Here is a 13,294-nt window from a genome sequence, read left to right as displayed (position 1 = left end):
GCCGTACGGCACCCTGGGCCCATGTGCGGCAGATACGCCTCCTTCCGTGGGGCCCAGGACCTGGCGGACGAGTTCGCCCTCGCGTCGGTCGCCGACGACGTGCGCCTGCTGGCGCCGTCGTGGAACGTGGCGCCGACCGACCCCGTGCGCATGGTCGTGGAGCGACCCGAGCGGCTCGAGGACGGCTCGCACGGAGCGATCGAGCGCACGCTGCGGACGGCGCGCTGGGGGCTCGTGCCGTCGTGGGCCAAGGACCCGGGCATCGGCTCGCGGATGATCAACGCGCGCGCCGAGACGCTCCTGACCAAGCCCGCGTTCAAGCGCGCGTTCGCCCTCCGCCGCGCCCTGCTGCCGGCCGACGGTTACTACGAGTGGCAGCCGCCCGATTCGGCGTCGGGGTCGACGACCAAGCAGCCGTACTTCATCCACGCACCGGACGGCTCACCGCTGGCCATGGCAGGGCTCTACGAGTTCTGGAAGAACCCGACCAAGGCCGAGGACGACCCCGAGCGCTGGCTCGTGTCCGCGACGGTCATCACGACCACCGCCGTCGACGAGATGGGGCACGTGCACGACCGCCAGCCCGTCATCCTGCGCCCCGACCGGTGGGACGCCTGGCTGGATCCGGCGGTCGACGCCGAGCAGGCGGCCACGCTGCTCGACTCGCCGCTCCCCCGGCTCGAGCTGACGCCGGTCTCGACGGCGGTCAACAAGGTCGGCAACGACGGACCCGAGCTCATCCGGCCGGTCGCCGACTGAGCGTCAGGAGGTCGCCGCCGCGCGGACCCGCACGGGGGCGACGCTCCCGAGCCCGGCGAGCTCCCGGCTCGGTTGCGGCTCGAGCACGTACCGCGGGTCGCCGCGCAGCAGCGTCGCGGTCTGCGGGTCGGTGAGCACCGTGCTCGGCTCGGCGATGTCGGTGAGGCGCGCCGCGACGTTCACCGACGGGCCGAAAACGTCGCCGAACCGCGAGAGCACCCGGCCCTGCACGAAGCCGACGCGCACCGGCGTGACGCCGCGCGCGCCCTCGGCCAACCCGCCCACCGCGCGCTCCGCCTCGACGTCGAGCTCCTCGCCGAGCACCCGGGCGAGCCCGAGCGCGACGTCGGCGCCCGTGACGACGTCGTCGGCGACGAAGAGCACGGCGTCGCCGATCGTCTTCACGACCCGGCCCCCGGCCGCCGTCACGACGTCGCGAGCAGCCGTCTCGAAGCGCTGCACGAAGGCCGACAGGTCGGTCGGGCCGAGCCCGGCCGTCCGGCGGGTGAACGAGACCATGTCCGCGAACCCGACGGTCCTGGCCAGCGGGAGCGCGGTCGGGTCCGGGAGCTCGTCGGCCCTCGCCGACCCGAACTCGCCCGCGATCCGGCCGGCCATCGCCGCGAGGTGTCGACGCCACGCGTGGACGAGCTGGGCCTCGAGGAGCGGCCCGTACTCGTCGAGACGGTCGAGGACGACCAGTCGCGCGCTGGTGTCGTCGAGGGCGTGGCGCGACGCGACGTCCTCGACGAGCGCCTCGACCTGCCACAGGACGAGCCGCTCGGAGGTGTGCCCGAGCGCGCGCGTGAGGGTGATCGCCGTGCGCCGCTCGATCTGGCCCGACCGGACGAGCCCCGTGATGCGCGTGACGGCGTCGAGGTCGGCCTGGGTGAAGACCTGCTCCTCGACGTCGGGCTGGGGCAGCCCGAGCGTCGACCAGAACAGCGCCACGTCCTCGAGCGAGACGTCGTCGCCCGCACGTGCCGCGAGGTCGCGCAAGGACAGCGAGCGGTCGCCGCCGAGCAGCGCGGCGTCGAGCTCCTCGGCGGTCGAGCGGGCGTGGTCCGGCCCGCGCACCGGCTCGGGGGGTGTGGCGTCGGGCACCCGGCCAGGCTAGTTCACGGTGAGCTGGGTCACGGGCGCTGCCCGGGCCCGACCGGCTCGGCCCCGCGCACGTGCAGCACGTCGCCCGCGAGCACCGTGCGCTCGGTCCCGGCGTCGTCCCGGACGACGAGGGCGCCGGCCCCGTCGAGCCGCCGCGCCGTCCCGACAAGCTCGCCGCCGCCGGGCAGCGCCACGCGCACCCGTCGGCCCAGCGTGCGGCAGACCGCCTGGACCTCGTCGGCGAGACCGGAGGCGACGGCGTCACCCCCCGCCGTGCTCCAGCGCGCCTTGAGCTCGGCGAGCGCGGTGACGAGCGCGACGACGAGCACCTCGCGGTCGAGGTCCTTCGCGCCCGCGAGCGCGAGCGACGTCGCGCTCGGCACCGGCAGCTCGTCGGCCGTCTGAGACACGTTGATGCCGATGCCGAGCACCGCGGCGGGGCCGGCCGCGGTCGGGACGAGCTCGGACAGGACGCCCCCGACCTTGCGATCGGTGCCCCACCCGTCGAGCGCGTCGCCCTCGGTGGCCGCGGCGCCGAGCACCAGCAGGTCGTTCGGCCACTTGAGCCCGGCGTCGACCCCCGCGGTCGCGCGCAGCGCTCGCACCGCACCCAGCCCGGTGAGCAGCGGCAGCCAGCCGATCGACCGCTGGTCCTGCGCGGTCGGCCAGACCGAGATCGAGAGCGTGAGCGCGGCCCGGGGTGGCGTCTGCCACGAACGCCCGGCCCTGCCTCGTCCACCGGCCTGGTGGTCCGCGACGACCATGCCGACGCCGCGCCACGCGTCGGGCTCGCGCGTGAGCGCCGCGGCCAGCTCGGTGTTGGTCGACTCCGCGCGCTCGACCACCTCGAGGCGGCCCAGCGGGCCCGCCGGGTGCAGCAGCAGCTCGCGCAGCGCCGAGGCGCGCAGCGCGGGACGGTCGACCGGCTCACCCATCGGCCGATCATCTCGCGACGACCGACGGGAGAACTAGTCTCGGCGTGTGACCGACGCATCGAGCTCCGCATCGACGAGCTCCCTCCCCACGAGTCCTTCCTCCGGCACGGTGCGCACGTCCGGCACGGCCGCGAAGCTCGCCGACCTCCGTCGGCGGACGCAGACCGCGACGGTGGACCCCGAGACCGTGGCCGCCGAGAAGCAGCACGCGCGCGGCAAGAAGACCGCGCGCGAGCGCATCGACGGCCTGCTCGACCCGGGCTCGTTCGTCGAGCTCGACGCGTTCGCCCGGCACCGCTCGGTGAACTTCGGGCTGGAGAAGAAGCGGGTCCCCGGCGACGGCGTCGTCGTCGGGCACGGCACCATCCACGGGCGTCAGGTCTGCATCTACTCCCAGGACTTCACGGTCTTCGGCGGGTCGCTCGGCGAGGTCCACGGCCAGAAGATCACCAAGGTCATGGACCTGGCCCTGCGCACCGGCGTGCCGCTCCTCGGCATCTCCGACGGCGGCGGGGCGCGGATCCAGGAGGGCGTGGCCGCCCTGACCCAGTTCGCGGAGATCTTCCGGCGCAACGTCGCGGCGTCGGGCGTCATCCCCCAGATCTCGTTGATCCTCGGGCCGAGCGCCGGCGGGGCGGTCTACTCCCCCGCGCTGACCGACTTCATCGTCATGGCCGACGGCACCTCGAACATGTTCATCACGGGGCCCGACGTGATCCGCGCCGTCACGGGCGAGGACGTCGGGTTCGAGGAGCTCGGCGGCGCGCACACGCACAACGAGCGGTCCGGCGTCGCGCACTACCTCGCGGCGGACGAGGACGACGCGTTCGACTACGTGAAGTCGCTCCTCAGCTATCTCCCGCAGAACAACCTCACCGACGGGCCGGTGTTCGCGGGCGGCGAGGGGCCCCTCGAGGTGTCGGACGCCGACCTCGAGCTGGACTCGCTCGTCCCCGACTCGGACAACCAGCCCTACGACATGCGCACGGTCGTCGAGCACGTGGTCGACGAGGGCGTGCTGCTCGAGGTGCAGCCGCTCTACGCGCGCAACGTGCTCACCGCGTTCGGGCACGTCGAGGGGCACGCGGTGGGCGTCGTCGCCAACCAGCCGCTCCAGATGGCGGGCACGCTCGACATCAACGCGGCCGAGAAGGCCGCGCGCTTCGTGCGGACGTGCGACGCGTTCAACATCCCGGTGCTCACGTTCGTCGACGTCCCGGGGTTCCTGCCGGGCATCGACCAGGAGTGGAACGGCATCATCCGGCGCGGCGCCAAGCTCATCTACGCCTACGCCGAGGCGACCGTGCCGCTCGTCACGGTCATCACGCGCAAGGCCTACGGCGGCGCGTACATCGTCATGGGGTCCAAGCAGCTCGGCGCCGACATCAACCTCGCCTGGCCGACGGCCCAGATCGCCGTCATGGGCGCGGGCGGTGCCGTCAACATCCTGCAGCGCGGGGCGCTCAAGAAGATGGCCGACGCCGGGGGCGACGTCGAGGCGGAGCGCGGCCGGCTGACCGCCGAGTACGAGGAGGCGATCGTGAACCCGTGGGACGCGGCCGACCGCGGGTACGTCGACGCGGTGATCGAGCCGTCGGCGACCCGGGTCCAGGTCGTCCGTGCGCTGCGCGCGCTGCGCACCAAGCGGGCGAGCCTGCCGCCGAAGAAGCACGGGAACATCCCGCTGTGAGCGCGGGGAGGCGCCGGGAGCGCAGCGAGCGGGGCACCGCGCGCGAAATGACAAGCACTGTGAGCGCGGGGAGGCGCCGGGAGCGCAGCGAGCGGGGCACCGCGCGCGAACGGAGGGGGCTGTGAGCGTCCACGACCACGACTCTTCGGGGGCCGCGCACTCCGACCGGCCGCTCGGCCCGGTCGACGCCGCGCCGCTGCACGCCGCGGTCGACGCGCTCGCGGCGGCGCTGCACGAGTACGTGGACACCGCGGTCGGCGTCCGCGGCGAGTTCGGGTCGCACGAGGCCGACGAGGACCCACGCGTGCTCGCGCTCGAGGCGCGCGTCGGGACCCTCAACGCGGAGCTGTACGACCGGCTCCACGACCGGCTCGGCCTGCACGCCGATCTCACGTCGATGGCCTGGGACGCCGGGGAGCACGTCCACGAGGTCGTGGACCCGGACGCGCCCCCGGTGCCCGAGACCGCCGAGGTGTTCCACCTGGGTTTCGTCATCAGCCCGCCGCAGGGCACGAGCGACGTGACCATGGACTCGGTGCTCGACCTGCTCGACCAGGGCGGCGAGAGCCTCGTGGTGCGACTCGTCGACGCCGGGTTCGAGGTCGTCGAGTGGGCGACGTCGCGCGGCGAACCCGCCGACTTCGACGGCTTCGACGACGACGAGGACGACGAGTGAGCGAGCACCCCGGGTCGACCGGCCAGCCCGCCGCCGAGGCCTCGCCGCGGACCCACGTGCGCGTCGTGCGGGGCGCGCCGGACGACCTCGAGCTGGCGGCGCTCGTCGCCGGGCTCGCCACGGCCGGCGCCGACGAGCCCCCGAGCCACACCACGACGGCGCCCGCGGCGTGGTCGGACCGCGGACGCCTGCTGCGTCGACCGGGTCAGCTCGGCGATCCCGGCCCGGACACGTGGCGCTGGAGCCTGCGCGGCTGAGCGACCCGAGGCAGGCGGTCGCGTGGCTGAGGGCGACCGAGCGCGCGGGTAGGTTCGGAGCATGCCGTCCAGCACCACGCCGTCGTCCACGCCGTCCACGCCGGCCACGCCCCCCTCGCCGGGGCCCGCCCGCGCATCGAGCCCGATCGACGCGGTCGCCGACCGCTACGTCGACACGATCGCTCGCCTGGACCCGCTCGCGGCCACGTCGATGGGCGTCCCCGGCCACGACCACGAGATGACGGACCTCTCCCCGGCGGGGCACGCGACCCGGGCCGACGCCGCCCGCGCCGTCCTGCGCGAGCTCGACACCACCCCGCCCGTGGACGACGTCGACGACGTGACGCTCGCCGTCATGCGCGAGCGGCTGGGCCTCGACCTCGAGCTCGACGAGGCCGGCGAGTGGCTCGGCCAGCTCAACAACATCGCGTCCCCGGTGCAGGACCTGCGCGACGTCTTCGACCTGATGCCCACGAGCAGCGTCGAGGCGTGGGAGAACGTCGCCGCCCGGCTGAACGCGCTGCCCGGCGCGCTCGCCGGCTACCGGGCGTCCCTGCGCGCGGGTGCGGCCCGCGGTCGCGTCCCCGCCGCGCGCCAGGTGGCGATCGGCGCGACGCAGGCCGACGAGCTCGCCGACCCGGCGTCGTCGTTCTTCACGTCGTTCATCACCGGCCCGGCCGTCGACGCGGTGCTCGACGAGTCGGCGGCGTGCTCGCTCGTGCGCAAGGAGCTCGAGCACGGCGCCGCCGCGGCGCGCTCCGCGTACGCCGAGCTCGCGGGGTTCCTGCGCGAGGAGCTCGCTCCGCACGCACCTGCCGCCGACGCCGTGGGCCGCGACCGGTACGCGCTGTGGTCGCGGTACTTCCTCGGCGCCGACGTGGACCTCGACGAGACCTACGCGTGGGGACTCGAGGAGCTCGACCGGGTGGTCGCCGAGCAGGAGTCGGTCGCACGGGAGGTGCTCGGGCCGCGCGACGCCGGGGGGCCCGACGTCGTGGCGCGCGCGGTCGCGGCGCTGGACGCGGACCCCGCCCGGCAGCTGCACGGGACGCAGGCCCTCCGGGCCTGGATGCAGGAGACGTCCGACGCGGCGGTGCTGGCCCTCGACGGCACCCACTTCGACATCGCCGAGCCGATCCGGGCGCTCGAGTGCCTGATCGCGCCGACCCAGCAGGGCGGCATCTACTACACGCCGCCGAGCGACGACTTCTCCCGGCCCGGGCGCATGTGGTGGTCCGTGCCGGCCGGGGTCACGGAGTTCACGACCTGGCGCGAGCGCACGACCGTCTACCACGAGGGCGTCCCCGGCCATCACCTCCAGTGCGCCCAGGCGGTGCACGCGCGCGACACGCTCAACCGGTGGCGCCGGCTCGCGTGCTGGGTCGCGGGCCACGGCGAGGGGTGGGCCCTCTACGCCGAGCGCCTCATGGGCGACCTGGGGTTCCTCGACGACCCGGGCGACCGGCTCGGCATGCTGGACGGCCAGCGGATGCGGGCGGTCCGCGTGGTCCTCGACATCGGCGTCCACCTCGGGCTCCCGGCGCCCGCCCGCTGGGGCGGCGGCACCTGGGACGCGGAGAAGGCGTGGGAGCTGCTGCGGGCCAACGTGGCGATGCCCCAGCCGTACCTGCGCTTCGAGCTCGATCGGTACCTCGGCTGGCCCGGGCAGGCGCCCTCGTACAAGATCGGCCAGCGGCTCTGGGAGCAGACGCGCGACGCTGCGGTCACCGCCCGGCGGGCGCCCGGCGGGGCGGGCGGCCTGCGCGAGTTCCACGCCCGCGCGCTCGGCCTCGGGTCGGTCGGCCTCGACGTGCTGCGGCAGACCCTGGCCTGACGGGCGGCTGAGCCGAGCAGCGCCGGCCCGTGCTCCAGCAGGATCATCGCGACGAGCAGCACGACCCCCGCGGCGACGGCGACGAGGGCGTGCGCCGTATACGCTCCGTCGCCGTGACCCGTCTCCTCCTGGCCTCCGCCTCTCCTGCCCGGCGCGCGACGCTCGCCGCCGCAGGCATCGACGTGCTGGTCTCGCCGTCGGGCGTGGACGAGGACGCCGCGCTCGCGGCCGCGCGCGAGCGCTTCGGCACGCTCGAGCCGGCCGACGCGGTGCTGGTCCTCGCCCAGGCCAAGGCGCAGCACGTCGTGAGCGAGGGCGTGGGGACCGACGACGACGACCTCCTCGTCCTCGGGTGCGACTCGATGCTCGAGCTCGACGGCGAGATCTTCGGCAAGCCGCTCGACGCGGCGGACGCGACCCGGCGCTGGCGCCGGATGCGTGGTCGCTCGGGCGTCCTCCACACCGGCCACTGGCTCATCGACGACCGCGAGCCCGAGGCGGGCGGCACGGGCGGGACGTTCGGCGCGACGTCGTCGACGGTCGTGCACTTCGCCGACCTCACCGACGCCGAGATCGACGCGTACGTCGCGACGGGAGAGCCGCTCGCCGTGGCCGGCGCGTTCACCGTCGACGGGCTGGGCGGCGCGTTCGTGACGGGCGTCGACGGCGACTACCACGGCGTCGTCGGGGTGAGCCTGCCGCTGCTCCGCGAGCTGCTCGCGGAGGTCGGGGTGGCGGTCCCCGACCTCTGGCGTGGGGTAGCCGGTACGGCCGACGTTGTGGACTGAGCACAACATCGGCCATCGTGAGGCCGCCGACGGCGACCGTCTCGGTGGGAATCCTACAAATCGCATGCCAGACGGTTGGCAGGAACCGGCAATCTTCCCGCAGCGTGCGCGCGGCGAGGTGTGCCGGTCACCACGGGCGTTACGGTGAGCCGTGCCCGCCATCACGAAGGTCCTCGTCGCCAACCGTGCCGAGATCGCCGTCCGCATCGTCCGGGCCTGCCGCGACGCCGGCATCGCCTCCGTGGCCGTCTACGCCGACCCCGACCGTGAGTCCCTGCACGTGCGGCTCGCGGACGAGGCGTTCGCGCTCGGCGGCGTCCGCGCCGCCGAGACCTACCTCGACGCCGCCAAGCTGCTCGACGTGGCCCGTCGCGCCGGGGCCGACGCCGTGCACCCCGGCTACGGCTTCCTCGCCGAGAACGCCGACTTCGCGCGCGCGGTGACCGAGGCGGGGCTGGTGTGGATCGGCCCTCCGCCGTCAGCCATCGAGGCGCTCGGCGACAAGGTGAGCGCGCGGCACATCGCCGAGCGAGCCGGCGCCCCTCTCGTGGCCGGCACCTCGGACCCCGTCGAGGGCGCCGCGGAGATCCACGCGTTCGCCGCGGAGCACGGCCTGCCCGTCGCGATCAAGGCGGCGTTCGGCGGCGGCGGCCGGGGGCTCAAGGTCGCCCGCGTCGCCGAGGAGATCGACGAGCAGCTCGAGTCGGCCGTCCGTGAGGCGACCGCCGCCTTCGGGCGCGGTGAGTGCTTCGTCGAGCGGTACCTCGACAAGCCGCGGCACGTCGAGACCCAGTGCCTGGCCGACATGCACGGCACCGTCGTCGTCGTCTCGACGCGCGACTGCTCGCTCCAGCGCCGGCACCAGAAGCTCGTCGAGGAGGCGCCGGCGCCGTTCCTCTCGCCCGAGCAGAACGCCCAGCTCGTCGACTCGTCGATCGCGATCCTCCGGGAGGCGGGCTACGTCGGCGCCGGCACGTGCGAGTTCCTCGTCGGCGCCGACGGCACGATCTCGTTCCTCGAGGTCAACACCCGGCTGCAGGTCGAGCACCCGGTGACCGAGGAGGTCGCCGGCATCGACCTCGTCCGCGAGCAGCTGCGGATCGCCGCGGGTGAGCCGCTCGGCTACGACCAGGTCGTCACGCGCGGCCACTCGATCGAGTTCCGGATCAACGGCGAGGACCCGGCCGCCGGCTTCCTCCCCGCCCCGGGTCGCATCACGACGCTGCGGCTGCCGTCCGGCCCGGGCGTCCGGGTGGACAGCGGGGTGGTCGAGGGCGACACGATCTCGGGCGGGTTCGACTCGATGCTCGCCAAGCTCATCGTGACCGGAGCGACCCGCACCCAGGCGGTGGAGCGGGCCCGACGCGCCCTGAGCGAGCTCGAGATCGTCGGGATCCCGACGGTCGTCCCGTTCCACCGTGCGGTGCTCGACGAGCCGGCGTTCGTGCCGAGCGACCCCGAGCAGGCCTTCTCGGTCCACACGCGCTGGATCGAGACGGAGTTCGCCGAGCGTCTGCCCTCGCTCGGCGGCCCCGCGCCGGCGATCCCGGCCGCGCCCACGGACGAGGAGCCGGCCCCGACGGAGCGGGTCGTGGTCGAGGTGGGCGGCAAGCGGCTCGAGGTCGTCATCCCCGCAGGCTTCTCGCTCGGAGGCAGCCGCAACGGGCGGTCCCCCGGGGCCCGCAGGCCCGTACGCCGCGCACCTGCCCGGACGTCGTCGAGCGCGACCGGCACCACGCTGTGCTCGCCCATGCAGGGAACGATCGTCAAGGTGGCCGTCGCGGACGGCGCCGAGGTCGCGGAGGGCGATCTCGTCGTCGTGCTCGAGGCGATGAAGATGGAGCAGCCGCTGCTCGCCCACCGCGCGGGACGCATCACCGGGCTGGTGGCCGGGGTCGGCGCGAGCGTCACCGCGGGCACCCAGATCTGCGACATCGTGGGCTGACCGGGCCTCGCCGTGGACCCGGTGGACCGCGTGGACCGCGTGGACCCTGTGGACCGGCTGCACCACCGGCACGCCGGTGACGGCTGGGTCGAGTGCGCGCAGGGACACCGCCACTGGGGTCGGTTCGGCGCGGCGGGGCTGCTGCTCGCGCGGCGCGACGGGTCCGGGGACGTCGACGCCGTCGTGCTCCAGCACCGCGCGCTCTGGAGCGACCAGGGCGGCACGTGGGCGTTCCCGGGCGGCGCGCTGTCGCCGGGCGAGCCGGCCGAGCAGGGCGCGCTGCGTGAGGCCGCCGAGGAGGCCGGCGTACCGCCGGGCGCGGTGCGGGTCCTGGGAGCCTCGGTGGTGGACCACGGCGGCTGGACCTACACGACCGTGCTCGCCGAGGCGCTGACCGACCTCGAGCCCGCGGCGACCGACGCCGAGAGCGTCGAGGTCGCGTGGGTGGACCTCGACGACGTCGAGCGCCGGTCGCTGCTCCCCGCGTTCGGCGAGGCGTGGCCGCACCTGAGACGGTTGCTCGAGGGTCGACCCGACCCGTCGGACGCGAGCGGTCCTGCCGCCCCGACCGTGACCTGAGGAGTGCCGTGCACCTGACCCTGCCGTTCCCGGAGGCCCTCGAGCTCGCGCTGCAGGGTGCTCCCCCGCCACCGCCCGTCCGGGGTGTCAGCTGCACGGGTGCGCGGGTGCGCGTCGACGTGGACCTCCGCGACGTGCCGGCGGCCCCCTTCGCCGTCCGCGCGATCGCGGCGATCACGCCGGTGGTCACCGTCGACGCGACGTTCGCGGGCTTCCGCGAGGGCCGCGCGACGTTCGAGCTCGCCGTCCACGCCGGGTCCTTGCCGGTCCACCGGCTGATCAACCACCTCACCGGCCTCATCAACTCGACGCTGCGCGCGCGTGACATCCCGCCCGGGCTCCTCCTCGTGCAGTCCGGCCCCGATGGCGACCCGGTCGCCGTCGTGGACCTCCAGGCCGCCGCGGACCTGCGGGTCCAGGGCGTCACGGTGGCCGGCTTCGTCCTCCACGACGCGACGATCGAGGTCGAGGCGGCCGTGCGTGACGTCCGGCTCCGCCGCGCAGCCGCGACCCCGGTACCGCCGCCCCCGCCGCCGGTAGGTTGACGTGCGTGCCGACGACGCCGCACCCGTTCCCGCCCGCCCCCGCCGCACCGGCTGACCGGCGGAGCCGCCGCGGCGGCCGCACACCGCGGACCCGTGCGCCCTACGCGCGGGCCGCGACCGTGCAGGTCGCGCTCCTGACGCTGCTCACGGCTCTCACCCTCGAGCTCGTGCGGGCGAGCGGGCCGCTCCTCGACCGCGCGTTCAGCGCCGGGGTCGTGAGCGCCGCCGTCACGGCCCTGGTCACGTACGCCCTGCCCGGCCTCGTCGCCGCCGCGCTCGTCGTGGTGGCCCGACGGGGGAGCCGGTCGGAGCCGGGACCCACGGGCCGCGCCCCGGACGTGCTGCTCGGCAGCGTCACACCGATCGGGGTCGGTGTGCTCGCCGTGGTGCGGGTGGCCGTCCAGGCGCTCGACGGCGGTGCCCGGGTCGTGGCGGGCCTGGTCGGGGTCGCGGCCGCGATCGCCGTCCTGGTGCTCGCGTGCGCGGCTGTCCTTCGTCGACCCGCCTCGGGCGGCGGCACCGGCGGGTTGCTCGCCGCGACGGGCGTGACGATCGGCGTCGGGCTGCAGGTGGCGCTCCAGAGCGCGCTCGGCACGTGGGACGCCGTGTGGCGCCGCGACGTCGTCGGGTGGGGCGTCACGGTGGTGCTGGTCGGCGCCGCGGTCGCGCTCGCGCTCCTCGCGGCCACGGCCGCCCGCCAGGTCGAGCCCGACCCGGCTGCTCCGGACGCGGCGGGCCGACCCGCCCGGCTCTGGGCGCTCGGGCCCTTCCTGTCGCTCGCCGCCATGGCGCTCGGCAACCACGCCTTCGCGACGTCCCAGGCGGCGCAGGCGGACCTCACCGTCCTGTGGCTGCTGCTCGGGATCGCCGCCGCGGCCGTGGTGGCCCTGGTCCCGCGCGCGGCCGACGCGCTGCTACGGCGGGCGTGGGTGCCCGCGCTCCTCCTCCCGGTCGCGGTCGGCGGCGTGTTCTGGGGCGCGCAGCCGCTGCGGGTCGTCTCGCTGCTCGTCGCGCTCGCGAGCGCGCCGGTGGTGCTCGCGACGGCGCTGCGGTCCCCGCGCCCGACGGGCGACGCCGTCGCGGTGGACGCGGCGCGCGCCACGTCCCGGCCCGACGCCGACCACGGGTCCGCGCCCGCGCCCCCGGTCGGACGGACGGCCCTGACCGCGTCCGTCACCGGGCTCGCGGTGATCCTGCCGCTGCTCGCCTACCAGCTCGACTACGACGTCCCGCTGGGCTTCCCGAACGCGCTCGTGATGGTCGCGGCCGCCGCGGCGCTCGGGGTCGCGGGGGGCGTGCACCGGTCACCGGAGGCGGCCGAGCGGCTCCCCGCGAGCTCCCGCGACGTCGTCGGACCCGTCGCCGCGCTCGTCGTGCTGGTCTGGGCCGTCCCCGGCCTCGTCGCGCCGGACGCCACGCCGCGCGCTGCCGAGCGGGCGCCCGGGACGAGCCTGCGGCTGCTCAGCTGGAACCTGCACTACGGGGTCTCGGGCGACCCGGCCGTCGAGCTCGAGGAGGTCGCGCGCGTCATCGAGGCGAGCGAGGCGGACGTCGTCGCGCTCCAGGAGGTGTCGCGCGGCTGGGTCATGGGGGGCGGGGCGGAGATGGCGACGTGGCTGTCGGAGCGGCTCGGCATGCCGTACGTGTTCGCCCCGGCGGCCGACCGCCAGTTCGGCAACGCGATCCTGTCGCGCTACGCGCTCGACGACGTCGTGGCGCAGCGGCTGCCGTACGGCGACGGTCCCCAGTGGCGCTCGGCGGTCTCGGCGACGGTCGAGCTCGACGACGGCTCGCCGGTCCGCCTCACGTCCGTCCACCTGCAGCACCGCGACAGCAACACACCCACCCGGCTCGAGCAGCTCGACGTGCTGCTCCGGGCGTCGGCGGCCGCCGGGCCCCGCGCGGTCGACGTCCCCGCCGTCGTCGCGGGCGACTACAACGCCGAGCCCGGGTGGCCCGAGATCGCCCGCATGCAGGACGCCGGCTTCGAGAGCGCCGTCGACGTCGCGGGTGACCCGGGCGCCCTGACGTTCCCGAGCCGCGCGCCCGACCGCCGCATCGACTGGGTGTTCACGCGCGGCCTCGAGCCGGCCGACGTCGAGGTGCTCGACGTCCCGTTCTCGGACCACCTGCCGATCCTCGCGACGCTGCGCGCGGCCCGCTGATACCGAGCGCCCGCCGC

The 13,294-nt window shown here is 75.4% G+C and carries 12 protein-coding genes; 10 read left to right on the top strand and 2 right to left on the bottom strand.

Annotated features, from left to right (window positions below):
• The first annotated feature begins 21 nt into the window (after window positions 1–21).
• Window positions 22–759 (top strand): SOS response-associated peptidase, encoded by a 738-nt coding sequence (locus HIR71_RS06780; protein ID WP_169324293.1) that lies wholly within the window; start codon window positions 22–24, stop codon window positions 757–759.
• A gap of 3 nt (window positions 760–762) precedes the next feature.
• On the opposite strand, the gene HIR71_RS06775 is transcribed toward HIR71_RS06780, so the two are convergent.
• Together HIR71_RS06775 and HIR71_RS06770 are read right to left on the bottom strand one after the other, a co-directional pair.
• Entirely contained in the window at window positions 763–1,863 is a 1,101-nt protein-coding gene (locus HIR71_RS06775) for an adenylate/guanylate cyclase domain-containing protein (protein WP_311836145.1), read from the bottom strand.
• A 29-nt stretch (window positions 1,864–1,892) separates the two neighbouring features.
• Window positions 1,893–2,798, bottom strand: coding sequence for a biotin--[acetyl-CoA-carboxylase] ligase (locus HIR71_RS06770; protein WP_169324292.1), 906 nt, complete (start codon window positions 2,796–2,798; stop codon window positions 1,893–1,895).
• A 109-nt stretch (window positions 2,799–2,907) separates the two neighbouring features.
• Between HIR71_RS06770 and HIR71_RS06765 the strand changes: the two genes are divergently transcribed.
• The 9 genes from HIR71_RS06765 to HIR71_RS17395 all read left to right on the top strand — a co-directional run bounded on the left by HIR71_RS06765 (window position 2,908) and on the right by HIR71_RS17395 (window position 13,277).
• Complete coding sequence (locus HIR71_RS06765; RefSeq protein WP_311836151.1) at window positions 2,908–4,488, top strand: acyl-CoA carboxylase subunit beta; 1,581 nt, start codon at window positions 2,908–2,910, stop codon at window positions 4,486–4,488.
• A 121-nt stretch (window positions 4,489–4,609) separates the two neighbouring features.
• Window positions 4,610–5,164: a hypothetical protein gene (locus HIR71_RS06760; protein ID WP_169324290.1), complete on the top strand. Its 555-nt coding sequence runs from the start codon at window positions 4,610–4,612 to the stop codon at window positions 5,162–5,164.
• On the top strand, window positions 5,161–5,421 hold the full coding sequence (locus HIR71_RS16400) for an acyl-CoA carboxylase subunit epsilon (protein WP_169324289.1): 261 nt from the start codon (window positions 5,161–5,163) through the stop codon (window positions 5,419–5,421). Before HIR71_RS06760 ends, HIR71_RS16400 begins: the two co-directional genes overlap by 4 nt.
• 61 nt (window positions 5,422–5,482) lie before the next feature.
• On the top strand, window positions 5,483–7,255 hold the full coding sequence (locus tag HIR71_RS06750; RefSeq protein ID WP_169324288.1) for a DUF885 domain-containing protein: 1,773 nt from the start codon (window positions 5,483–5,485) through the stop codon (window positions 7,253–7,255).
• 113 nt (window positions 7,256–7,368) lie between these two features.
• Window positions 7,369–8,043, top strand: a complete 675-nt coding sequence (locus tag HIR71_RS06745; protein WP_169324287.1) for a Maf family protein — start codon at window positions 7,369–7,371, stop codon at window positions 8,041–8,043.
• 151 nt (window positions 8,044–8,194) lie between these two features.
• Window positions 8,195–9,988 carry an ATP-binding protein gene (locus HIR71_RS06740; RefSeq protein ID WP_311836144.1) on the top strand — a complete coding sequence of 598 codons (1,794 nt, stop codon included), beginning with the start codon at window positions 8,195–8,197 and terminating at the stop codon, window positions 9,986–9,988.
• Window positions 9,989–10,018: 30 nt separating this feature from the next.
• Window positions 10,019–10,567, top strand: a complete 549-nt coding sequence (locus HIR71_RS06735; RefSeq protein WP_311836143.1) for an NUDIX hydrolase — start codon at window positions 10,019–10,021, stop codon at window positions 10,565–10,567.
• An 8-nt stretch (window positions 10,568–10,575) separates the two neighbouring features.
• Window positions 10,576–11,112 carry a hypothetical protein gene (locus HIR71_RS06730; protein ID WP_169324286.1) on the top strand — a complete coding sequence of 179 codons (537 nt, stop codon included), beginning with the start codon at window positions 10,576–10,578 and terminating at the stop codon, window positions 11,110–11,112.
• 5 nt (window positions 11,113–11,117) lie between these two features.
• Window positions 11,118–13,277 carry an endonuclease/exonuclease/phosphatase family protein gene (locus HIR71_RS17395; protein ID WP_169324285.1) on the top strand — a complete coding sequence of 720 codons (2,160 nt, stop codon included), beginning with the start codon at window positions 11,118–11,120 and terminating at the stop codon, window positions 13,275–13,277.
• The last annotated feature ends 17 nt before the right edge of the window (window positions 13,278–13,294 follow it).

It is taken from the genome of Cellulomonas fimi, assembly GCF_012952065.1.
GTDB lineage: Bacteria > Actinomycetota > Actinomycetes > Actinomycetales > Cellulomonadaceae > Pengzhenrongella > Pengzhenrongella fimi_A.
Note: the sequence above shows the minus strand (reverse complement) of the source record. Positions and strands in the feature narration are given on the sequence as shown.